Consider the following 22,982-nt stretch of genomic DNA (forward strand, 5'->3'; position numbering starts at 1 on the left):
CCGAAAAGTGCGTCACACTTTTCGGAAAGCGCTCTCGCGGCGGGGCTTTTTGTCGGCCATATGGTCGCTATTTGGCCAGTTCGATGGCCGGCAGACTGGAGATGGGTTCCAGAGTGATATTGCGGAAGAAGGTTTCCGCGCCCTCAGACTGCAACTGAATGGCGCCGCGGATCAACGGCAGGCATGGCGCCTTTTCGCTGGCCTTGTCGCAGATGCCCCACACTTCCATCACCGGCACGCCGTTGACGACATGGACAGCGTGGTTGGCAAAGACGTAGAGGTCGAGCGTATTCCACTCCCCGACCGGCTTGTCGGCATTGACATTGTTTTCGACATTCCAGTTCGCGGTGTTGCCGACCGCCGACCCCAGCGGCGCCCCAAACATATAGCGCTGCTTAGGATCGATGAGCGTATCGTCGTGCGCTACGCTGGTATCGACGCGAAGTCCATTGCCCACCGGAACCACCATGCCGACGCTGCCGGTCATGATTTCAAACTCGACCGCACGCGACCAGGTACCCCACACCGCGCCCGGCTTACCATGGCTATGATAGAGAAGTCCGTTGTTTTCCGGCGCGTCGAGGCGCGGCGCATAGCGTTTACCGCTCCACTTATATTCCAGATGCAGGTGGTAGTTGGCGTAATTGCCCTTATGAACCAGGCTGCCCCAGGTTTCGCCCGACACCCGAAGCGCCGGCGCGCCGTCTTCGGTCACCACCGTAAAGATCGTACCGACACCGCCGGGTCCAATCGGCTTGGCCTTCCCGGCATTGTAGGTCAAGGACGGATCGCGATAGCCCAGCCAACCTGTCCAGTCCTTCAAATCCTTGCCGTTGAATAGCTTGACCGCGGGCCCCGTTGGCTTGGGGATATTTTTCAGAACCAGCTTTTGCGGCTGAAATTCCGGCGCGGCCGCGAATGCGCTTCCTGAGGTAACGGACAGGGCGAACGCACCGCACAGGGCGACGAGCAGATTGGATTTGAACATGAGTCTTCCCGTTTTTGGTTATAGGTTCAGCTCTGTCCGGGCGACGGTAACTGCCTGTCCGCGCAGCTTGACGCGATCGCCAGTCACCTCACACTGCATATACGCGCCACGCCTCGGATGGGCCTGATAATAGGTCATGACCGCCCTGCCGGTCAACGACTGGTAGAGCGGCGCCAGCATGCAGTGCATCGATCCGGTGGCCGGGTCTTCGGGTATCCCCATGTCCGGTGCAAAGAGCCGGCTAACGACGTCATAAGGACGATTCGCATCGGCCTGCGCCGTGACCACCAGGTGCCGATCGGTGTAAGCTGTTCCCTGATAAGCGGGCAGGCGCGACAAATCTGGCACGATCTGACGCACGGTGGCTTCGCAATCCAGCAAGGCAATCAGAGCCGGCCCGCCATAGAGCGCGATCGGTTCCACACTCAGCGCCTCCACGACCGCCGCCATCGCCGGTATTTCAACCGGCGTGTAGGCCGGAAAATCCATCTCAAGCCGGTCATTCGCCTGCCGCACCCGCAATTCACCGGACAGGGTGTCAAAGCACAGCTCATGCGCAGCGACGCCCCATTCACGAAACAGGGCATGGGCCGACGCCAGGGTGGCGTGGCCACACAGCGGTACCTCCATGGTCGGCGTGAACCAGCGCAATCCGAATCGTTGCGGGTCGTCCGTGCGCAGCAGGAAGGCCGTTTCCGCCTGGTTGTTTTCCATGGCCAGGTTTTGCATGAACGCATCCGATGGCCAGGCGTCGAAGGGGGCAACCACACAGGCCGGATTTCCGGTGAATGGCCGGTCGGCGAAGGCATCGATCAGGTATTGAATCATGGCTCTCACGTTGCACTTTAAGGCGTGCCCCCATTGACGCGCACCCTTGGGCTCGCCAATTCAAACGGCACCGCCCTGTAGACGCCCTTAGCCGAACTTGGCCAGCAATTTCCCGACTTTCAGATGGACGCCATCACCGGTGATATAGTCGCCCGGTTTCATGCTGGACGGACAGGCCCCCAGCCATTTGGCGTCCGTGATGGTCATCTGAGCGCCGTGGCCGGCGAAGGCGGGTGAGTATCGCGTCTCGACGGATTGATGGAAGGCCTCGTTGCCAATCACATCGACATGGATGTGGGATGTCAGGGTTGTATCCTTGACCATGCAGACCGTATCGATGTCCGCGCCGTCATGCAGCTTTTTCACCGATCGGGCGGAACAGGACAGGTCGACCATTTCGGCCTTGCCCGGCAGGTCATGACCGATATAGGCGAGCTTTTCGCCCTGGGCGTCATCAACGCAAATCTTCGCGACGCTCTTTCCATCCACTTGCGGCAAGGTCTGCGTCAATTGCCACAGGCCCGCCCTTTGTCCCAACCGGCTGACGACGTAGGTTTGCGATGCCGCCGCGGACTCGGCGCTGGCAGACGCGCTCATATCTCCGACCGCTTCCGAAGACGCGGCCGCCGACAGTTCGGCGCCATCCTCGACAAAGGGCGTCTGTGGTTTTTCCGGCTTTTTGTCGCAAGCGGCAACAAGGCACGCCAGTCCGATCAGGACGCTATACTGAATTCCCCGGCCTGACATGATCAGCAAACACCCAGTCCGTTCCCGGCAGTGGAGGTATTGGGAAGAAAAGGTTTCATGATCATCTCCTTTTTCACTTTATGCGAGAACCTTAGATCGCGAGATATAAAGGCGAAATTCGGAAATCAAATGGCCGGGTCATCAGGCAGCTTCCAATCTATCGGTGGATAGCCCTTGGAAACCAAAAAGTCATTGGCGCGTGAAAATGGCCGGGTACCGAAAAAGCCATTGTGCGCCGACAGCGGCGATGGATGGGGCGATTTGATCACCAGATGCTTTGATGTATCGACAAAAGCCGCCTTTTTCTGGGCATAGCTTCCCCACAAGATAAAGACTACCGGCTGCGGCAAAGCGTTGACCGCGCGGATCACCGCATCGGTAAACACTTCCCAGCCCTTGCCTTGGTGTGACGCCGCCATGCCCATCTCCACCGTGAGGACACTGTTGAGCAGCAGGACACCTTGACGGGCCCAATGTTCCAGAAAACCGTGACGCGCAGGCGCGAACCCCAGATCGGTCTGCAACTCCTTGTAGATGTTGACGAGAGAGGGCGGAATACGCACGCCCGGCTTGACCGAAAAGGACAGGCCGTGTGCCTGACCTTCACCATGGTAGGGGTCCTGGCCCAGGATTACCACACGAACCTTCTCCGGCGGTGTAAGGTCGAGCGCGCGGAAGTAGTCCGCCCCCTTGGGAAATATACGGGCGCCGGCGGTCTTCCGCTCCTGCAGATAGCTCTTGAGCTGCGTCATGTAAGGCTTTGAAAACTCCGTCTCAAGCAGAGCTTTCCAGCCGTCGTCCAGTTTGATGTCTGTGGTCGCCATGCCCGCAATCGACAACGACTCCGGGGGCGGAGTCAATATGCCTGTGCCTAATCACACGCGATGGCTGGCCGACACCTTCAGGATTTGGTGCAGGTGCCTGTCACCTTGCCCGTCACATGCGAGGTGGTGTCCCGGCCAGCAGACGATGCAACAATGTCACCACTGAACGACTGATGGTCGCTGGTCAGCGTCAAGGAGCCCGTGCCCTTTACCGCGTCGCAATCCGTCGTCCAGGATACGGTATTGCCCGCCGGACTGAACATCTGGGACTCGCATTGCGGACCGGTTATGGCGACGGGCGGCGCCTTCAGATCCTCGGCGCTGGCGCACAGGCTGGCGGTCGTGGTGGTCGGCGCCTGGCCGGCGACCGTTGTCTGGGTCGTAATTTCCCACAACGAGTCGGGTCCCGGCAGTACGGCCGTATCGGATGCCACTTCGGGAGCTACGTCCGCCACAGCACTGGCGGCGGCGGGTGGCGCGCCGGGCGTTACCTGGTCGATCAGGGAGGGTCCGGCCACCCCAAACAAAAAACCGGCGGCGGATGCGAAGGTTAAGGCAAGCGTAGGCGACATGAAACCGCTCCTGTAACAGCAAAACCCTCCGCCTTCCCGTCCAATATTCTATGCAGAGCGTGATCAAGCGCAATAGCTGACGCGTACAAATCTTTGAGATTTATGGCTTTTTTATTTACAATCGTGTGCAATATCAATGAAGTGCGCGAAACGCCGCCATCGTTTTTTTGCACGGAGACTAGCTCGATACAGGCGAAACCGTCGTATATTGTATCATCGCATCAAGTGTGTATTGTCGGTGTCGCCAGATCGTCCGGCCCCGGAGCTTCATCATGAAATACCGCACCCTTGTCAGCGCCGCCGCGCTGATTTCGCTCGCCTTTGCCGCCCCCGCCTTTGCGAAACCCAAGCCCAAGCCTGTCGACACACCAGCCGCGGTTGCTAACGGCCCCGTAACGCCGATGACGCCGGACATGATGCCGCGCTATGACAGCATTCGGCCCGACGCGGACTATATCAAGCGCGTCGAGATGGTTCCCATGCGCGACGGCGTGAAGCTCTACACCGTCATCGTCATGAAGAAGGGCACCAAGGACGGTCCGATCCTGCTGTCGCGCACGCCCTACGACGCCAAGGGCACCATGGCCCGGTCATCTAGCCAATCGGCGACTGAGATTCTGCCGGCGATGTACGAGGAATTCGTCAATGACGGTTACATCATCGTCACTCAGGACGTGCGCGGTCTGCATGGCTCGGAAGGCGATTACATCATGAACCGCCCGCTGAAAGGCAAGGCCGGCAATACCGGCAGCGACGACTCGAGCGATGCCTATGACACAATCGACTGGCTGGTGAAACACACGCCGGAATCGAATGGCAAGGTCGGCATCATCGGCTCATCCTATCTGGGCTTCACGTCCCTGATGGCCGAAATCAATCCCCACCCGGCGTTGAAAGCCGCTGTCCCGCAAAGCCCGATGGTTGACGGCTGGATGGGTGACGACTGGTTCCACAATGGCGCCTTCCGCAACAATACCCTGTCCTATGTCGCCGGTCAGACGACAAACAAGGCCGAGGGGGGCGGTGGCATCCCCGAAGGCGTCGGTGACGACTATTCGCGCTGGCTGAAGGCGGGGTCTACCGGCGACTACGCGCGCCAATGGGGCGTCGACAAATACCCCTTCATGCAGAAGATCTTGCAGAACCCAGCCTATACCAAATTCTGGTCGGAGCAGGCCGTGGACAAATGGCTGGCCGAACAACCACTGAAGGTGCCGACCATGCTGGTCGTCGGCCAATGGGATCAGGAAGACAGCTATGGTGCGCCGGCCGTCTACCGCGCGATTGAGCCCAAGGATACCGCCAACGATATGGTCACCCTGGTTATCGGGCCATGGCGCCATTCCGGTGTCAATCATTACGGTTCGGAACTCGGCAATCTCCAGTTTACCGGCGACACCGCCAAGGAGTTTCGCGGTAAGTATTTGAAGCCTTTCTTCGATCATTATCTGAAGGGCGCGCCCGATCCGAAGACACCCCCCGTCCTGACCTACGCCACCGGGATCAACCAGTGGCAGGAAACGGCGAAATGGCCGATGGGCACGTTGACGCCGCTCTATGTCAGCGACGGCTTCACGGCCAGCTTCACCAAACCGACCACGGCGGGACATGACGACTATGTCTCCGACCCGTCCAAGCCTGTGCCCTTCACCCCCCGCCCCGTCGGCTTCGACAACGGCACGCAATGGAAAACCTGGCTTGTCCACGATCAGCGTTTCGCTTCGGATCGTCCCGACGTGCTCGTCTATGAAACGGCTGCTCTGGACGCGCCCGTCCACATCATGGGCGCACCTGAGGTCGATCTCTACGCCGCCACCAGCGGCACGGACTCCGACTGGGTGGTAAAGATCATCGACGTATATCCCAATACGTCGAGTGAAGGCGCGGGCCAAGGCCATGTCGGCACCGAAATGGCCGGTTTCGAATTGCCGATCGGCATCGAAATCTTCCGCGGCCGCTACGTCCATGGGTTCGGTACCCCGGCCGCTTTGACGCCAGGCAAGGTCGAGAATTACAAGTTCAGCCTGCCTAACGTGAATCACGTCTTCCTGCCCGGGCACAAGATCATGATACAGGTTCAGTCTTCGCTGTTCCCGCTCTATGATCGTAACCCGCAGACCTACGTCGATAACATCTTCAACGCCAAACCGGCCGATTACAAAGCGGCGACGGAAAGCGTGTATCGCGGCGGCGGACAGGCCTCGGCCGTCTGGCTGCCCATCGTTCAGTAAACACCCCACCGGCAAGACAGAACGCCCCCTGAGCCTCAGGGGGCGTTTTTGTTTTTTTGGCCTCATTGCATCTGGCTTTGAGCTTCCGCCTTGGGCTGCGCCTTCGCCGGCATTTCCGCTTCATAGCGGGCGCTTTCTTCATCGCGTTCGCGCTTCCACGCCTTCAACAGGATGGGGCGGCGTTTGGGGTAGCGGTTTTCCAGCGGTGACCAGGACACAATGCGGTCGGCCCGCAGATGGCGGAAGGCCTGGCGCAACTCGCACCACACCACAACGATGCGCACATGTTCAAAGAAGCCCAGGGCGATGGGCCAGACCACCCGCTCGGTCGTCACCTCTTTCAGGTCGATGTAGCGCACGTCGACCCGGCATTCGCTGCGGATGGTGGCGCGAATATCGCCCAGGTCGATGCGGCTTACCGGCGTTGACCAGCTGGGTACAACCAGCAGGCCCGACGTCTCGATCTCATCCGACAGGTCGCGGGGCAGGACGGCGGTAATCTTGGTCAGGGCGTTCTGCGCCGCCTCCCCCAGACGGGCATCGCCGCGATCCGCCACCCAGCGCACGCCTAGTACCAGGGCTTCCAGTTCTTCCTGTGACAACATCAGCGGCGGCAGCATGTATCCCGGCCGCAAGACATAGCCGACGCCCGGCTCGCCTTCGATGTGCGCACCCTGCGCTTGCAAGGCGCCGATGTCGCGGTACAAGGTGCGAAGGCTGATATCGAGCTCACGCGCCAATTCCGCGCCCGCGACCGGGTAGCGATGACGGCGAAGCAATTGCAGCAGGTCCAGCAGTCGAGTGGCGCGCGACATGGCAAGCGTCCTTGGTTCAAGTAGAGCCCGCTCCACCGAAAAGACCAGGGAAAGGCTCTAAATTTTTGTTTTAGGGATGACGTACGCTTACTGGTGGCGGTTACACTGCATCCTAATGACAATTTATGTCAGCATCCAGCGAAAACAGGCGGTATTTAGGCCGAAACTCGACTGGGCATTTTACGATTGACTCTGTAAATTGGCACATACATACTGGTAGGTATGTCAGAATTCACCCTGCCCCGCTCCCCATCTCAGACCCGCCAGCGGCTGGTCGAAGCCGCCTTCGAGGAAGTCTATCACTCCGGCTTTCGAAGCAGCGATATCAACGCCATACTGACCAAGGCGGGCGTCACAAAAGGGGCGCTTTATCACCATTTCACTGGCAAGGAGGCTCTCGGTCACGCGGTGGTGGAACAGGTCATCGCCAAGATCACCAGCGATAAATGGCTGGCGCCGCTCGACGACGTAGACGATCCGATCGATGCTCTGCTCGGCATTCTCAACGATACCGCCCTCAGCCCGGCCGAGGTCAACGGCGGCTGCCCCCTGAACAACCTGGCGCAGGAAATGTCCCCGCTCGACGAAGGGTTTCGGCGCCGCCTGTCGGAAATCTTCACCACCTGGATATCCGGCGTCGCCGACGCCCTGCGCCTGGGTCAGGTCAATGGCAAGGTCCGCCGCGACCTGGATCCGGTCGAGACGGCAACCTTCTTTATCGCCACCTATGAAGGCTATATTTCAATGGCGAAGGTCGCCCAGGACCCACGTGTCCTCGACTCAGGCCTGCGCCAGTTGCGCGCCTATCTCCACACGCTGCGTCGTTAGGTCGCCGGCCGGCCCACGGTGAAAACGCCAAATCAAGTCCAACGTGAGTTGACGAAAATATTGACGCGGGCGTAAATGTTCGGGTGTCTGTCCGGCGGGTGAACCGGCATCGTTTTGCCAGCATCGCTTTGGCAGTGCGCGGCCTATTACAACAGCGGTGTCACGCGTCATCTGATCCAACTGATAGGGTCTTGAGGACAGGAGCACCATCGCTTGACCTGGGTAGTTACATAAGATACTTCCAGATTAAAACAGAACAGGGACTACGCCATGACCATCACTTCCGCAGGCGCCAAATTCCGTGCTGCACTGGCGGCTGAACAGCCGTTGCAAGTGATCGGTACGATCAATGCCAACCATGCTCTGCTGGCTAAGCGCGCCGGTTACAAAGCCATCTATCTCAGCGGCGGCGGCGTGGCGGCGGGGTCGCTCGGCATGCCCGATCTCGGCATCAACACACTGGACGACGTGCTGGTCGACATCCGCCGCATCACCGATGTCTGCGACCTCCCGCTGATGGTCGATATCGATACGGGCTTTGGCCCCTCGGCCTTCAATATCGAGCGCACCGTCAAATCGCTGATCAAGTTCGGCGCCGCCGCCTGCCATATCGAGGATCAGGTCGGTGCCAAGCGATGCGGCCATCGCCCGGGCAAGGAAATCGTATCGACAGCCGAAATGGTTGACAGGGTCAAGGCCGCGGCCGACGCCAAGACCGATCCTGACTTCTTTCTGATCGCGCGCACAGACGCCATCGCGGTGGATGGCGTGGACGCGGCCATAGACCGCGCGGTCGCCTGCGTCGAAGCCGGCGCCGACGGCATATTTGCCGAGGCGGCCTATGATCTGGACACCTATCACCGCTTCGTGGACGCGGTGAAGGTCCCGGTCCTGGCCAATATCACCGAATTCGGCAAGACGCCCTTGTTCACGCGTGACGAATTGGCCAGCGCCGGCGTCGCCATCCAGCTTTATCCCTTGTCGGCCTTCCGCGCCATGAACAAGGCGGCGGAAGCCGTCTACGAGGCCATTCGCCGCGACGGACACCAGAAAAACGTGCTCGATACCATGCAAACCCGCGAGGAATTGTACGAGCGTATCGGTTACCATGCGTTCGAAGAGCGCCTCGACGCCCTCTTCAACACCAATAAAACAAAATAAACAGCAGGAAAAAGAGGAATGCCCAATGGACGGAGATACACCTACCGGCTTTAAGCCAAAGAAGTCCGTGGCCCTGTCGGGAACGGTAGCGGGCAATACGGCCCTGTGTACAGTCGGCCGCACCGGCAACGACCTGGCCTATCGCGGCTACGATATTCTCGACCTGGCCAAGACCTCGGAATTCGAGGAAATCGCCTTTCTGCTGGTGCATGGTAAATTGCCCAATGCCGGCGAATTGAAGGGGTACAAGGCCAAGCTGAAATCCCTGCGCGGTCTGCCGGTCGCCGTCACGGACGTGCTGGAAAGCCTGCCGGCCTCCGCCCATCCGATGGATGTCATGCGCTCAGGCGTTTCGGCCCTGGGCTGCGTCCTGCCGGAAAAGGACGACCACAATACACCCGGTGCGCGCGACATCGCCGACCGCCTGATGGCCAGCCTGGGGTCGATGCTGCTCTACTGGTACCACTTCGCCTTTAACGGCAAGCGGATCGAGGTCGAGACCGACGATGATTCCATCGGCGGGCATTTCCTCCACCTGCTGCACGGGCATCCCGCGCCGGATAGCTGGGTGCGCGCCATGCACACCTCACTTATCCTGTATGCCGAACACGAATTCAACGCCTCGACCTTTACCGCCCGCGTCATCGCCGGCACGGGGTCAGACATGTATTCGTGTATTACCGGCGCCATCGGCGCCCTTCGCGGCCCCAAGCACGGCGGCGCCAACGAAGTCGCCTTCGAAATCCAGAAGCGCTACGACACACCCGACGAAGCCGAAGCCGATATCCGGGCCCGCGTCGCCAACAAGGAAGTCGTTATCGGTTTCGGCCATCCGGTCTATACGGTTTCCGACCCGCGCAACGTAGTCATTAAGGAAGTGGCCCGTTCACTGTCTCAGGACGCCGGATCGACCAAGATGTTCGACATCGCCGAACGGCTGGAATCGACCATGTGGGACGCCAAAAAGATGTTCCCCAACCTCGATTGGTTCTCGGCGGTCAGCTATCACATGATGGGTGTGCCCACCGCGATGTTCACGCCCTTGTTCGTCATCTCCCGCACCTCCGGTTGGTCGGCGCACGTTATCGAGCAACGCATCGACGGCAAGATCATCCGCCCCAATGCCAACTATACCGGCCCGGAGGACAGACCCTTTGTCCCCCTCAAGGACCGCCCGTAAGTCAGTCGTCTCCCCCGTTGCCCTGCAACCCGCAGGAGATGTTATCAAGGAAGCCTCATGTCCGCCCATATCCCCAATGAACGCCCCGCCCCCGATCAGGTTCTGACCGATATCGTCGATTATGTGCTCGACTACACGGTCAAATCCGACCTTGCCTATGAAACGGCGCGCAACTGCCTGATCGACACCCTGGGCTGCGGATTGGAGGCGCTCGACTATCCGGCCTGCACCAAGCTGATGGGGCCGATCGTTCCAGGCACCGTGGTGCCGCACGGCGCCAAAGTTCCCGGCACCCAGTTCCAGCTCGATCCGGTTCAGGCCGCCTTCAACATCGGCGCCATGATCCGCTGGCTTGACTTCAACGATACCTGGCTGGCGGCCGAATGGGGCCATCCCTCGGACAATCTCGGCGGCATACTGGCCGTCGCCGACTGGCTGTCGCGCAATGCCGTCGCCGCCGGCAAGGCGCCCTTGACCATGCGCGATGTCCTGACCGCCATGATCAAGGCGCATGAAATCCAGGGCTGTCTGGCGCTGGAAAACAGCTTCAACAAGGTGGGTCTCGACCATGTCGTGCTGGTGAAGGTCGCATCGACCGCCGTCGTGGCGCAAATGCTGGGCCTTGATCGGGAAGAAATCATCAATGCCGTCTCGTTGGCCTGGGTTGACGGTCAATCCTTGCGGACCTACCGCCATTCACCCAACACCGGATCGCGCAAGTCATGGGCTGCCGGTGACGCCACATCTCGGGCCGTTCGCCTGGCTCTGATGGCGGGCAAGGGGGAAATGGGCTATCCTTCGGTGCTGACCGCAAAGACCTGGGGCTTTTACGACGTTCTGTTCAAGGGACAGCCCTTCCGGTTCCAGCGCCCCTACGGCAGCTACGTCATGGAACATGTGTTGTTCAAAATCAGCTTCCCGGCCGAATTCCACAGCCAGACCGCCGTCGAAGCCGCCATGATGCTGCATCAGAAGCTGAGCGCCCTTGGGTACACCACCCAAGACATCAAGCGCGTCACCATCCGCACGCATGAGGCCTGCATCCGCATCATCGACAAGAAAGGCAAACTCGACAATCCGGCCGACCGCGACCATTGCATTCAATATATGGTCGCCGTGCCGCTTATCTTCGGCCGCCTGACCGCCGCCGACTATGAGGATGGCGTCGCCGCCGATTCCCGCATCGATGTCCTGCGTGACAAGATTTTCTGCGTCGAAGATGCGCAATTCACCGCTGACTATCATGATCCGGATAAGCGATCGATCGCCAATGCCATGACGATCGAACTGAACGACGGCACGGTGTTCGATGAGGTCGTCGTCGAATATCCGATCGGTCACAAGCGCCGCCGCCACGACGGCATTCCGCTGCTCGAAGCCAAGTTCCGCACAAATCTGGCGCGACGCTTCCCCACCAAGCAACAGGCCGCCATCCTCAAGGTCAGCCTGGATCAGCAGGCACTGGAGGCCATGCCGGTCAACGACTATGTTGATCTCTACGTGATCTAGACCTTAGCGGCCAAGATTGAGCGGCATGGCGAAGACCTGCGTCCAATACGCCCTGAGGCTGCCCGGAACCCCGGCAATGGCAACGTCGTCGGGTTGATAGGCGACCGCTATCCCGGTTTCACGAAAGGCACACATCAGGATGTTTTCGCGGTGGCCGGGGCTTTTCATCCAGGTGTCGACCACGACTTGCGGATCGTAGCTGTTGACCTCGATGTTTTCGCCGACCATCTGATAGACATAGCCGGTGGCACGGACACGTTCACCGGGTGTTGCCCCGTCCGGCGCGGTATGGCTGAAAAAACGCCGATCGACCATGTCCTGGCTTTCACGGTTGGCCGCGGCCATCAGGCGCGTTTCAATATGCAGCGGCTGGCAGCCGTGCTTGGCGCGTTCCGCATTGATCAGGTCAAGCACGCGTTCGGTTGACCGACGGCTGTTGACGACCTGGATCGGCTCCGGCGTGGCAAAGATCTGGGTCCAGTAAAAGCCGTCGAACGGCCCATCCCTCTTTATGCGCGCCGCGATGCCGGTTTCGGTATAGGCGCAGTTGAGCAGGTTTCCGCGCTGGGACTCGTTTTCCATGGCAATGTCAGCCACCTCGGCCAGGACGCCGCTGCTGACCTGGATATTTTCACCGAGGTCGCCGGACCGGTAGCCGGTATCGGCAACCCTCGACGTGAGCGTCGCACCGGTCGGCGACACGTGGTCGATGAATCCTTGGGCAACCATGTCGAGGCTATGGCGATCGGCCGCCGCGACCAGGCGGTCATCCATCCACAAAGGCCCGCATCCATGGGCGACGCGTTCGCGGTTGATCATGTCCAATAATCGTTCGGCATTGGCCGTGGCGTGGGTCTGCACTGCGCCCCAGTTCGCCGTCTCGGCGTGAGCCGGCGCCGCCAGGAAGAAACCGGCTATTATCAAAAGGATACGCATACACCCTCAAATCTTCGCCCAATATGAGTTGCCTTAAGGATGCACGAGTGATGTTAAGGTTTGAACAAAACACGCGGTTACGCGTTCGTTAAGACTGGTGCTGCGCCTTCGGCATGGTATAGGGCCGCATGATTATTCGACCCGCCACCACCGAAGACTACGACGCCATATGGGCAATCATCGAACCCACCTTGCGTGCCAGTGAAACCTATACCTTGCCACGCGACTGGGATCGGGAGGCCGCCCTCACCTACTGGTTCGCCTCGCCGCACACCGTTTTCGTGGCTGAGCAGGAGGGCGCCGTCCTGGGGCACTATTTCCTGACGCCCAACCGCATGGGCGGCGGCGCGCATGTCGCCAATTGCGGCTTCATGACGGCCCCGGCCGCTACCGGCCGCGGTGTGGCGCGCACCATGTGCAGCCATGCGCTGGAAACAGCGCGAGCCGAAGGGTATCGCGCCATGCAGTTCAATTCGGTTATCAGCACGAATACGCGCGCCGTCGCCCTGTGGCAAAGCTTCGACTTCGACATCATGGCCCGCCTGCCGGAAGCCTTCCTGCATCCGGCGCTTGGCTATGTCGATATTCTGGTCATGTACCGGATGCTTTGAGGCCTCTAAGCGCCCCGGCGTATGCGTTCCATCATATAGGAAAAATCCTGCGCGGCATGGCCCTGGCTGCACAGGGCCTCATAAAGCGCATGTGCCTTGGCGCCCAGCGGCGTATCCGCGGCGGTCTGGCCCGCAGCCTGCATGGCCAGGGTCAGGTCCTTGAGCATCAGCGCGGCCGCAAAGCCCGGCTGGTAATCCTTATTCGCCGGCGACGTCGGCACCGGCCCCGGCACCGGGCAATAGCTGGTCATAGACCAGCTTTGCCCCGACGCCTTGGAGGCGATGTCAAAGAAGGTCTGGTCCTTGAGCCCCAGCTTTTCGGCCAGGGCAAAGGCCTCGCATGTACCGATCATGGTAATGGCCAGGAGCATGTTGTTGCATATCTTCGCTGCCTGCCCCGCGCCTGCGTCACCGGCATGGATAACCGCCTTGCCCATCCGCGCCAGGATCGGCTCCGCGCGGTTGAATGCGGCCTGAGTTCCCCCGCACATGAAGGTCAGGGTTCCTGCCGCCGCGCCCGCGACCCCGCCGGATACGGGGGCGTCGACCATGTCGAAGCCTGCCGCAGACGCCTGCGCCGCCACCTGACGCGCGGTTTCAACATCAATAGTCGAACAGTCCATCAGAATGGCCGCCGTCGGAGCGTGAACGAAGACCTGGGCGTATACAGACACAACATGATGGCCCGCCGGCAGCATGGTCACCACCGCTTCGGCGTCGGCGCAGGCCTGGCTTAAAGACGTAGCGGCGACGCAGCCATCCGCTACGGCCTGGGTCATCGCCGCTTCGCTCAGATCAAAGGCCTGGACCGTGTGACCGGCGCTCACCAGATTGGCGGCCATCCCCGATCCCATGTGACCCAGACCAATAAAGGCAATTTTCATAGCTGGAGTTCCTCTGCGACAGGTGCGAACAGGGCAGCGACCATCTGCGGAGTCACCCCCGCCGGGGTGTCCGGCGACCATTTCGGCGCGTGGTCCTTGTCTTCGATCGCCGCCCGCACGCCTTCCGAAAAGTCGTTACCGCGAATGATGTGACAGGCAATGCGGTATTCCATGCGCATGACGTCTTCGAAGGACGACATGGCCTCCCCGCGTCGGAGCTGTTCCAGAGCCACCGCCATGGACAGGGGGGATCGAGTCTTGAGGATATCGGCCTGCGCCGTTGCCCAATCTTCATCCGCCATTTTCAGCGCCAGGCATATGTCGGTAACCGTCGGTTTGGCGAAACACTGGTTTATCGTGGCGAGATGTTCGGCGTAGCTGGGATGTCCGGCAGGCTCGGCGTAATCGGCCAATATCGCGTCGATATCGTCGTGCGTCCGGGCGGCACACAGGCGCGATTTCAGCGTTTCCACGGCAGCCGACGGCATATAGTGGGTGGCGATCCCGGCGGCCAGCACATCACGACCTTTCAGGCGCGCCCCGGTCAGGGCCAGCCAGGTACCGATCTGACCGGACAGGCGCGGTAAAAACCATCCGCCCCCGACATCGGGGAACAGGCCGATGCCGGTTTCTGGCATGGCAAACAGCGTGTTTTCCGTAGCGATGCGGTGCGACCCGTGGATCGAAATACCAACACCGCCGCCCATGGTGACACCGTCAAGGATAGCCACATAGGGTTTGGGAAACCGTTTGATCCGGGTATTCAGGCGATATTCGACATTAAAAAACTGCTCGCCATCGCGGCCATCGGCCCGGCCCGACCGCGCCACCATGCGGATATCTCCGCCGGCGCAGAAACCGCGCGTGCCCTCCCGGTGATCAATCATGAGCAGATGCACAGTGTCGTCGTCCGCCCACGCCATCAGCGCGTCATACATACGCTGGCACATATCGGTATTGAGCGCGTGCAGTGCCTCAGGGCGATTGAGTGTAATGCGCCCGACGCCGTCTTCGACGCGGATAAGAACCGGCGCTTCCATCTCAGTGGCCTTTCATCATGGCGCGCGAGACGATGACGCGCATGATCTCGTTGGTGCCTTCGAGAATCTGGTGCACACGCAAGTCGCGAACGATCCGTTCGACCCCGTAATCATGCAGGTAGCCGTAGCCTCCGTGTATCTGCAGAGCGTCATTGGCGATCTTCGATCCGGCATCGGTCACAAAGCGCTTGGCCATGGCGCACCATTTGGTCGCATCCGGCGTTTTGGCGTCAAGACGCGCCGCCGCTTCGTACAGCAGGGTGCGCGAGGCCTGAAGCTCGGTCTCCATGTCGGCCAGCTTAAACTGCGTCACCTGGAATTCGCTGATAGGCTTGCCGAACTGGCTGCGCTCGGCGGCGTACTGGCTGGCGCGATCGAGGGCATCCTGCGCCCCGCCGAGCGAACAGGCGGCGATGTTCAGGCGGCCTCCGTCCAGCCCTTTCATGGCGAACCGGAACCCCTCACCTTCGTCGCCGATGCGATTTTCCGCCGGAATGCGGACCGCATCAAAGATGACCTGACGGGTCGGCTGGGCGTTCCAACCCATCTTCTTTTCATTGGCCCCGAAAGACAGGCCGGCGGCATCCTTGGGGACGACGAAGGCCGAAATCGTTTCACCTGTCTTTGCCATAACGACATAGATGTCAGACACGCCCGCGCCGGAAATGAATTGCTTGGCGCCGTTCAGGACATAGCTGTCGCCGTCGCGGACCGCGCGCGTCTTCATGGCGGCAGCGTCCGACCCAGATCCCGGTTCGGTCAGGCAATAGCTGGCGATCCGCTCCATACTGACCAGCTCGGGTACAAAACGGGCGCGCAGGTCGTCGGAGCCGAAGCTGTCGATCATCCAGGTGCACATATTGTGGATGGACAGAAAGGCCGCCGTGGCGACGCAGCCGCGCGACAACTGCTCGAAGATCAGCACCGCATCGAGGCGTGTCATGCCCGATCCGCCGTGCGCTTCGCCGGTATAGATGGCGGCAAAGCCGAGGGCGGCCGCCTCACGCATTACGTCGACGGGAAAATGCTTCGTCTCGTCCCATTCTCCGGCAAAAGGCCGCAGACGGTCATAGGCAAAACGCTGGGCTGCCTCCTGGATCATCCGTTGGTCGTCATTCAATGGCATTGTCGTCCCTGTCCTTACCGCCCCGGTCTTATCTGGTCCGGATGTCCGGCCACCGTTTGCGGCTATGTGTCCTTAAGCTAGGTCATGGTTGGAATAATAAACGCCTGGTCGCCGATGTCGCCGTCGGGCCAGCGCTGGGTCACCGTCTTGACCTTGGTATAGAAGCGTACACCATCCTCGCCGTACTGGTTCATGTCGCCGAAGGCCGACCGCTTCCAACCGCCGAAGCTGTGATAGGCAACAGGGACGGGAATCGGCACATTGATGCCGACCATACCGACATTGACCTTGGCCGCGAATTCGCGCGCGGCCAGCCCATTGCGCGTGAAGATGGCGACGCCGTTGCCATAGGCATGTTGCGACGGCAGGGCCGCCGCCTCTTCCAAAGTCTCGGCGCGGACAATCTGAAGCACCGGCCCGAAGATTTCTTCCTGATAGGTGGTCATGGCCGGCGTGACATTATCAAACAGCGTGGGCCCGATAAAGAAGCCGCCTTCATGGCCCTGCAATGTCAGGCCACGGCCATCGAGCCGCAGCGACGCGCCTTCATCGATGCCCATCTGGATATATCCCTCGACCTTCGCCTTGTGCGCCGCCGTCACCACCGGGCCATAATGGGCCTCGGCGTCGGTCGAGATACCGACCTTGAGGTTACGGGCGGCATCGATCATGCGCTCCACGAAGGCGTCCGCTGTCTTGCGGCCAACCGGCACCGCGACCGGAAGGGCCATGCAGCGTTCGCCAGCCGAACCATAGGCTGCGCCGACAATGTCCTTTACCACCTGGTCGAGATCGGCGTCGGGCATAATGATGCCGTGGTTCTTGGCACCGCCCATGGCCTGGACGCGCTTTCCGTGCGCCGCGCCGGTGGCGTAGATATACTGGGCGATGTCAGACGAGCCGACAAACGAGACCGCCTTGATGTCCGGATGAGTGATCAGGGCATCAACGGCGACCTTGTCGCCATGCACGACCTGAAAAACCCCTTCGGGCAAGCCAGCCTCGATCAATAGCTCGCCCAGGCGGACCGGAACACTGGGGTCCTTTTCCGAGGGCTTGAGGATAAAGGCATTGCCGCAGGCCAAGGCCACGGCGGACATCCACAGCGGAATCATGGCGGGGAAGTTGAACGGCGTGATACCAGCCACGACGCCTAAGGGCTGGCGCATGGAATAGACGTCGATGCCCGGCCCGGCGCCGTCCGTATAGTCGCCCTTAAGCAGATGCGGAATGCCGCAGGCGAATTCCACCACTTCCAAGCCGCGCTGGATGTCACCCTTCGAATCGGCAATCACCTTGCCATGTTCGCTCGACAGCAGGCGGGCCAGATCTTCCATGTCCCGTTCGATCAGCGCCTTGAAAGCGAACATCACCCGGGCGCGACGTTGCGGGTTCATGGCGGCCCAGCCGGACTGCGCCTTAGCCGCCTTACGGACGGCATCATCGACTTCCGCCGCCGTGGCCAGGGCGACTCGCGCCTGAACCTGGCCGGTATTGGGGTCATAGACATCGCCGAACCGGCCAGATGTCCCCGCCACGCTTTTGCCGTTGATGAAGTGGTGGATGTCGCGCATGGGATCGTCCTGTATGTGGCCTATTGTGAACACCGTGGCCTATGGGTCCGGCACGGCACCAGGCATGGAGTCAAACGCCGGTTCAAAGCGCTTCTATCAAACGCCTCACGCCGCCTCGGTGTGACGCGCCTTGGCCCGGCCCGCTGAAGCGATCTTATCCTTAGCCATCGAATCGGCAACCAGATTTGTGATCACATTTTCCGTTTTTGCTCGCACAAAGATGTCCGCCAGACGCGGGCCGATGGCATCCACCTGCGCCAGAATATCGGCCTCATCATTATTGCCGGAAATTTCGCCGGCCACCATGATGATGCCGCCGGCGTTTATGACATAGTCCGGCGCATAGAGGATACCGCGATCGCCAAGAATGACGCCGGCGCCGGGGGTCAGAAGCTGGTTATTGGCCGCACCGGCAACGACACTGGCCTGAAGACGACGGGCAACATCTTCGCTGATCGCGCCACCCAGCGCGCAGGGCGCCACTACATCGACGGGCTGAAGCAGTATGTCGTTGACACTGACGCTTGTGGCGGCAAAGCGGTCACAGACCTCTTCGACGCGGTCGGGATTGATATCGGCAACCGTCAGCTTGGCGCCCAGATTGAACAGTTCCTCGCACAGATAGGTGCCGACATGGCCCAGCCCCTGCACGGCAACCGTCAGCCCCGCCAAATCCGTTCGCCCCAGCCGGGCTTTGACGGCGGCCTCGATACCAACGCGAACGCCCCGCGCCGTAAAGGGAGACGGATCGCCGCCCGATTTGCCGATGGCGGCGTCAAGGCCGGAAACATATCCGGTCATGCGCGATACCACCTTCATGTCGGCAACGGACACGCCGACATCCTCAGCGGTGATATATTGACCATCCAGGCTTTCGACCGCCCGCCCGAAGGCTTCAAGCACGGCTTCGCGCCGGTCGGCCGAGACTGGCCCGAGAATGACCGCCTTGCCGCCGCCCATAGGCAGATTTGCCATGGCATTCTTGTAGCTCATGCCGCGCGACAGGCGCAGGGCGTCGCCCAAGGCGCTGACACCCGATTCATAGCTCCACAGGCGACACCCGCCAGCGGCGGCGCCCAAGGCCGTGGAATGGACGGCGATGATGGCTTTCAGCCCGGAAGCGGCGTCTTCCACCATCAATACTTTTTCGTGGCCGTCATAGTCGGGGTGGTCAAACATGGATTTAATCTTTCTTACTCATCTTAGGCAGGTCGTTTAGGCGTTAGAGGTGTGGCATTGGCGGAAGAAAACCGTCCCGGCTCTGCGGCGGGATCGGTCGCCTGACGTCCGGTATGGAAGCCAGGTACACGTGGTCGGGAATTTGAAAAATGATAAGCGGCGGCCGTGAGACGAGGTCCAGCGCGCCGCCTAGCGCGCTGGTCCCGGCAATGGTGGTGCCCCAAAGGGCGCCGGCGCGATCGAAATCCGCTTCCATTCGGACGGAGCGCGCACCACGGACGCCGAGCGGAGACTCCCGGTATCCAGACACGGTGCCTGTCCTGTTGAGCGTTTGCCGGCACATATCCGGCACGTATGCGTCCATCACTGTCATGTCGGCGCGCATCACGGGTTCCCTGTCTTATCGTAGTCGATCATCAGCCCTGCCGGGGCAGGGCCGGATCGTTACGACGGACCCTAAACCAGGCCCGCCAGAAAGTGCTTCTTAACTGCCACTACAAGAGACTGGTATCAGGTGAAATTTTCTGCGATAATTGCCAAACGCAGAATAAAAATTTGCTGCAGGGCAAAAAGACGACATGAAGAGCACTAAAGACGTCCAGTCACTGGATGAAATCGACCGGAAGATTCTGCGTTTGCTGCGCGAAAACGCTCACCTGACGACTCAAGAAGTGGCCGACAAGGTCGGTCTGTCTCAGACGCCTTGCTGGTCGCGGATAAAGCGGCTGGAGGAATCGGGCGTGATTGCGGGCTATGTCGCTCTGTTGTCGCCGGAAAAGATCGGCCGGCCACTGTCGGTCATCGTCGAAGTTAATCTCGACATGCACGACGATGAAAAGATTGAGAATTTCTCGCGCCACCTGGCCCAGTTACCTGAGGTCACCGACGCGTACCTGACGACCGGGGAATACGATTACGTTATCATCGCCGCAGTCGAGGACACCGAAGATTATGAAGGCTTCCTGCGTAAACGCCTGTTGAAGTTCCCCGGCATCCGCCATGCCCGCTCGACCTTTTGCCTGCGTCGCCTCAAGCGGGACCCGTCCCCGTCCTTATAAAGACGCATCAGCCTTTGGCTACGGTTTCCAGCGCCAGGGCATGCAGCGGACCGCTGAGCAGATCCGCCAGCGCCTTGTTGACCATCTGATGCTGACGAACGCGCGGCAGACCGTTGAAGGCGTCCGAAACGATGCGCGCCTTATAATGATCGCCGTCGCCGGCCAGGTCGGTAATGGTCACCTCCGCCCCTGGAAACGCCGCTTCGATACGGGCTTGAAGATCACTTTGCGCTACGGCCATGTCAGGCTCCTTCACTTAAGCGTGGCGATTTAGCCCGTTTTCGTCGTTGTGGCCAGCCTTTACCGACGGCGTTGCCAAGGCCTTTACCACGATCAAGCGCGCGCCGCGTCGCACAATTGTAGTTACATGCCTACAATGTGTTCTGTGCGACACATAAATTTTCTCAACAAATAAAATGACTTATTCGGCATTGACGCCACGTTCAAATCTGCATCCCAGTGCATAACGCCGCTCTTTCAATTTAAGGACGTAATTAACCAAATCAACCTATTGTGGCACCACCCTATACAGGAGCTGTTCATGCGTACCCTAACCGTCACGACCGCCAGCCTGGCGGCCCTCATATTCGCCGTCCCCGCCCTCGCCCAGCAAGTCCCGCCCGATGTTCAGGCCAAGATGGACGCCATGCAGGCGCAGATAGATGCCCAACAATCCCAATTAAATGAATTAAAAGCCCAGGTCGCCGCCCGGTACAATGCGCCGAATAACGCCATTCCTGCCGCCGCGAAGCCAAGCCCAGCCGTTGCCGCGGCACCAGCGCCGACCACGACGGTGGCGTTCAAGAATGGCACGCCCAGCATCGCGTCGTCCGACGGCGCCTTCACCATCGCCTTCCACGGCATCATCCAGGCCGACGCGGCCACCTATAGCCAGGACAAAGACCTGCCCGCCGCCGTCACCGCTCGTGACCTCAACAGCGGCACCAATTTCCGCCGCGCCCGGCTGGGAATGAACGGCAAGCTGTTTAAAGACTTCGACTACACCCTTGTGTTCGACTTCGGTGGCGCCGGCGCAGAAGACGTCGGCCGCATCCATGAAGCTTGGATTCAGTATTCCGGTTACAAGAACGCCAAGCTACGCGTCGGCGAATTTGCCCCGCTGGCCGGCTTGGCCGATGCCGGATCGGCGAACGCCTCACCGTTCCTCGAACGCGCCGCGTCCGCTGAAATCGCCCGCAATGTCGCCGGTGGCGATACGCGGATGGGCGTAGCCGTCTGGAACGCCTATGATCGCTGGCTTTATTCCGTAGCGATCACCGGCAACACGGTTTCCTCGCTTAATACAGCGGCCAGCGGCTTCAATGTCGTCAACAACGACGAACAGCTGGGCGTTGCCGCCCGCATCGCCGGAACGCCGTACAAGAGCAAGAACGCACTCATCCATGTCGGTCTCAACTATTCGGCCGTCATCAACCCGGCCGATACCGGTGCCGCCTCCGCTACCCGCTACCCCGTACAATTGCGCGACCGGCCGGAGTTGCGCGTCGATGGCACCCGCCTTGTCGACACCGGCGCGATAAACGCCGACTCGGCCAAGGCCACAGGCATCGAACTGGGTTGGCAGTACAAGACTGTGTATCTGTCGTCTGAAGCCTTCCAGTTCGACATCAAGCGCCTGGCCCCCGCCACTGGAGTAACCAATCCGAAGTTCTCGGGCTGGTACGTCGAAGGCGGCTGGGTGCTGAGCGGCGAAACGCGCAAGTACAACACCCAGACGGCGGCGTTCGACGGCATCACGCCGGCTCACAATTTCGACCCAAAGGGTGGGCATTGGGGCGCTTTCGAACTGGTCGGGCGCTATTCCACGATCGATCTCGACTATCATGACCTGTCGACCGTCGTGGCCGACCGGGTGCGCGGCGGCCAGCAGGATATCGCCACGGTCGGCCTGAACTGGCAACTCAATCCGGCGGTTCGCTTTGTCTTCCAAGGGCAATCCGTCAAGATCGACCGCCTCAACAGCGCCGGCGCGCAAATCGGCCAGGACTACACTGCCTTCGCTGTCCGCAGCCAGTTCAACTACTGATCCGGCTTGCTCTCGCCGGATGCGGTGGCTAAAGTCAGCGCATCCGGTGAGAGGACAGGCCATGACACCTACTCTAAGACAGCCCCATTCCAGACAGTCGCTCTTACGGCGCGCTGTCATCACGGGCATGGCCACCATCATCTTGGCCTTTCCGGCGCTCGCCCTGGCCAAGGATATCCAGGTGGCGGTCGCCGCCAACTTCACCGAACCGGCCAAAGATATTGCGCAAGCCTTCGAGAAGAAGACCGGCACGCATGTCGTCATGATGTTCGGGGCGTCGGGCGCCTTCTATAGTCAGATCCAGCAGGGCGCGCCGTTCGACGTCATGCTGAGCGCCGACGCCGAACGTCCATTCAAGCTGGAAGACAGCGGTTTGGGAATCAAAGGCACGCGATTCACCTACGCCTATGGCAAGCTGGTCCTGTGGAGCGCCAATCCCGCCCTGATCGACCCAGCCGGCAAGGTTTTGGCCCAAGGCAATTTCCAGCACCTGGCAATCGCCGATCCCGTCGCGGCCCCGTATGGCGCGGCAGCGGTTGATTATTTGCGCAAGCGCGGCCTGTACGATGCGCTGGCGCCCAAGATCGTCAAAGGGGCATCTATCGCCCAGGCGTTCAGCTTCATCGACACCGGGTCAGCGGAGCTGGGCTTTGTTGCCCTGTCGCAGATACATCAATCGCACAAGGGCTCGCGTTGGGTCGTGCCGATCAAAGACTACCCGGCGATCGAGCAACAGGCCATCCTGCTCAAGGACAGTCCCGAGGCCCGCGCCTATCTGGCGTTTCTGAAATCGTCCGCCGGCCTCAACATCATCAAATCCTACGGCTACGACGTAAAGTGAGAC

23 protein-coding genes are annotated in these 22,982 nt (G+C 60.4%); 9 read left to right on the forward strand and 14 right to left on the reverse strand.

The features are described 5' to 3' along the window. Positions 1-67 precede the first annotated feature (67 nt). The 5 genes from RCJ00_RS19800 to RCJ00_RS19820 all read right to left on the reverse strand — a co-directional run bounded on the left by RCJ00_RS19800 (position 68) and on the right by RCJ00_RS19820 (position 3,959). The gene (locus tag RCJ00_RS19800) at positions 68-988 is read right to left on the reverse strand and encodes a 3-keto-disaccharide hydrolase (RefSeq protein ID WP_316224089.1); all 921 of its coding nucleotides are present in this window, start codon (positions 986-988) and stop codon (positions 68-70) included. A gap of 18 nt (positions 989-1,006) precedes the next feature. After that, complete coding sequence (locus tag RCJ00_RS19805) at positions 1,007-1,816, reverse strand: PhzF family protein (RefSeq protein ID WP_316224090.1); 810 nt, start codon at positions 1,814-1,816, stop codon at positions 1,007-1,009. 87 nt (positions 1,817-1,903) lie between these two features. Beyond that, a complete protein-coding gene (locus RCJ00_RS19810; protein WP_316224226.1) occupies positions 1,904-2,563 on the reverse strand; it encodes a DUF3617 domain-containing protein in 660 nt (219 codons plus the stop codon). A 125-nt stretch (positions 2,564-2,688) separates the two neighbouring features. Beyond that, positions 2,689-3,387, reverse strand: a complete 699-nt coding sequence (ung, locus tag RCJ00_RS19815) for a uracil-DNA glycosylase (RefSeq protein WP_316224091.1) — start codon at positions 3,385-3,387, stop codon at positions 2,689-2,691. A gap of 77 nt (positions 3,388-3,464) precedes the next feature. Next, complete coding sequence (locus RCJ00_RS19820) at positions 3,465-3,959, reverse strand: DUF3617 domain-containing protein (RefSeq protein WP_316224092.1); 495 nt, start codon at positions 3,957-3,959, stop codon at positions 3,465-3,467. 272 nt (positions 3,960-4,231) lie between these two features. Here RCJ00_RS19820 and RCJ00_RS19825 point away from each other — a divergent pair, with 272 nt between their 5' ends. Then, on the forward strand, positions 4,232-6,190 hold the full coding sequence (locus RCJ00_RS19825) for a CocE/NonD family hydrolase (protein WP_316224093.1): 1,959 nt from the start codon (positions 4,232-4,234) through the stop codon (positions 6,188-6,190). 62 nt (positions 6,191-6,252) lie between these two features. Here RCJ00_RS19825 and RCJ00_RS19830 read toward each other — a convergent pair whose 3' ends face one another. Beyond that, positions 6,253-7,005, reverse strand: a complete 753-nt coding sequence (locus RCJ00_RS19830; protein ID WP_316224094.1) for a helix-turn-helix transcriptional regulator — start codon at positions 7,003-7,005, stop codon at positions 6,253-6,255. A 222-nt stretch (positions 7,006-7,227) separates the two neighbouring features. Here RCJ00_RS19830 and RCJ00_RS19835 point away from each other — a divergent pair, with 222 nt between their 5' ends. The 4 genes from RCJ00_RS19835 (at position 7,228) to RCJ00_RS19850 (ending at position 11,683) form a co-directional block, all read left to right on the forward strand. Continuing rightward, positions 7,228-7,833: a TetR/AcrR family transcriptional regulator gene (locus tag RCJ00_RS19835; protein WP_316224096.1), complete on the forward strand. Its 606-nt coding sequence runs from the start codon at positions 7,228-7,230 to the stop codon at positions 7,831-7,833. Between the two features lie 270 nt (positions 7,834-8,103). Next, a complete protein-coding gene (gene prpB / locus RCJ00_RS19840) occupies positions 8,104-8,994 on the forward strand; it encodes a methylisocitrate lyase (protein ID WP_316224097.1) in 891 nt (296 codons plus the stop codon). A gap of 25 nt (positions 8,995-9,019) precedes the next feature. Then, the gene (prpC, locus tag RCJ00_RS19845) at positions 9,020-10,174 is read left to right on the forward strand and encodes a bifunctional 2-methylcitrate synthase/citrate synthase (RefSeq protein WP_316224099.1); all 1,155 of its coding nucleotides are present in this window, start codon (positions 9,020-9,022) and stop codon (positions 10,172-10,174) included. A gap of 57 nt (positions 10,175-10,231) precedes the next feature. Then, positions 10,232-11,683, forward strand: a complete 1,452-nt coding sequence (locus RCJ00_RS19850; RefSeq protein ID WP_316224101.1) for a bifunctional 2-methylcitrate dehydratase/aconitate hydratase — start codon at positions 10,232-10,234, stop codon at positions 11,681-11,683. Between the two features lie 3 nt (positions 11,684-11,686). On the opposite strand, the gene RCJ00_RS19855 is transcribed toward RCJ00_RS19850, so the two are convergent. Then, positions 11,687-12,619 (reverse strand): CAP domain-containing protein, encoded by a 933-nt coding sequence (locus RCJ00_RS19855; RefSeq protein ID WP_316224102.1) that lies wholly within the window; start codon positions 12,617-12,619, stop codon positions 11,687-11,689. Positions 12,620-12,747: 128 nt separating this feature from the next. Here RCJ00_RS19855 and RCJ00_RS19860 point away from each other — a divergent pair, with 128 nt between their 5' ends. Beyond that, on the forward strand, positions 12,748-13,230 hold the full coding sequence (locus tag RCJ00_RS19860; RefSeq protein WP_316224103.1) for a GNAT family N-acetyltransferase: 483 nt from the start codon (positions 12,748-12,750) through the stop codon (positions 13,228-13,230). A gap of 5 nt (positions 13,231-13,235) precedes the next feature. Here the strand turns inward: RCJ00_RS19860 and mmsB are convergent, their stop codons facing one another. From mmsB to RCJ00_RS19890, 6 genes are all read right to left on the reverse strand, one after another. Continuing rightward, positions 13,236-14,114: a 3-hydroxyisobutyrate dehydrogenase gene (mmsB, locus tag RCJ00_RS19865; protein WP_316224104.1), complete on the reverse strand. Its 879-nt coding sequence runs from the start codon at positions 14,112-14,114 to the stop codon at positions 13,236-13,238. Continuing rightward, entirely contained in the window at positions 14,111-15,154 is a 1,044-nt protein-coding gene (locus RCJ00_RS19870; RefSeq protein WP_316224105.1) for an enoyl-CoA hydratase/isomerase family protein, read from the reverse strand. The genes mmsB and RCJ00_RS19870 overlap by 4 nt, the downstream gene beginning before the upstream one ends. 1 nt (position 15,155) lies before the next feature. Further along, positions 15,156-16,280, reverse strand: coding sequence for an acyl-CoA dehydrogenase family protein (locus RCJ00_RS19875; protein ID WP_316224106.1), 1,125 nt, complete (start codon positions 16,278-16,280; stop codon positions 15,156-15,158). A gap of 77 nt (positions 16,281-16,357) precedes the next feature. After that, complete coding sequence (locus tag RCJ00_RS19880) at positions 16,358-17,854, reverse strand: CoA-acylating methylmalonate-semialdehyde dehydrogenase (protein ID WP_316224108.1); 1,497 nt, start codon at positions 17,852-17,854, stop codon at positions 16,358-16,360. A 105-nt stretch (positions 17,855-17,959) separates the two neighbouring features. Further along, positions 17,960-19,033 (reverse strand): Leu/Phe/Val dehydrogenase, encoded by a 1,074-nt coding sequence (locus tag RCJ00_RS19885; RefSeq protein WP_316224109.1) that lies wholly within the window; start codon positions 19,031-19,033, stop codon positions 17,960-17,962. 43 nt (positions 19,034-19,076) lie between these two features. Further along, positions 19,077-19,418 carry a hypothetical protein gene (locus tag RCJ00_RS19890; RefSeq protein ID WP_316224110.1) on the reverse strand — a complete coding sequence of 114 codons (342 nt, stop codon included), beginning with the start codon at positions 19,416-19,418 and terminating at the stop codon, positions 19,077-19,079. Between the two features lie 193 nt (positions 19,419-19,611). Between RCJ00_RS19890 and RCJ00_RS19895 the strand changes: the two genes are divergently transcribed. Beyond that, complete coding sequence (locus RCJ00_RS19895; RefSeq protein WP_316224112.1) at positions 19,612-20,091, forward strand: Lrp/AsnC family transcriptional regulator; 480 nt, start codon at positions 19,612-19,614, stop codon at positions 20,089-20,091. A gap of 7 nt (positions 20,092-20,098) precedes the next feature. Here the strand turns inward: RCJ00_RS19895 and RCJ00_RS19900 are convergent, their stop codons facing one another. Beyond that, on the reverse strand, positions 20,099-20,332 hold the full coding sequence (locus tag RCJ00_RS19900) for a BolA/IbaG family iron-sulfur metabolism protein (protein ID WP_316224113.1): 234 nt from the start codon (positions 20,330-20,332) through the stop codon (positions 20,099-20,101). Between the two features lie 300 nt (positions 20,333-20,632). On the opposite strand from RCJ00_RS19900, the gene RCJ00_RS19905 reads away from it, so the two are divergent. Both RCJ00_RS19905 and modA read left to right on the forward strand, forming a co-directional pair. Next, on the forward strand, positions 20,633-22,138 hold the full coding sequence (locus RCJ00_RS19905) for a porin (protein WP_316224114.1): 1,506 nt from the start codon (positions 20,633-20,635) through the stop codon (positions 22,136-22,138). Positions 22,139-22,199: 61 nt separating this feature from the next. After that, the gene (gene modA, locus RCJ00_RS19910) at positions 22,200-22,979 is read left to right on the forward strand and encodes a molybdate ABC transporter substrate-binding protein (protein WP_316224115.1); all 780 of its coding nucleotides are present in this window, start codon (positions 22,200-22,202) and stop codon (positions 22,977-22,979) included. Positions 22,980-22,982: the final 3 nt, after the last annotated feature.

It is taken from the genome of Asticcacaulis aquihabitans (assembly GCF_032490435.1).
In the GTDB taxonomy this organism is placed as follows: domain Bacteria; phylum Pseudomonadota; class Alphaproteobacteria; order Caulobacterales; family Caulobacteraceae; genus Asticcacaulis.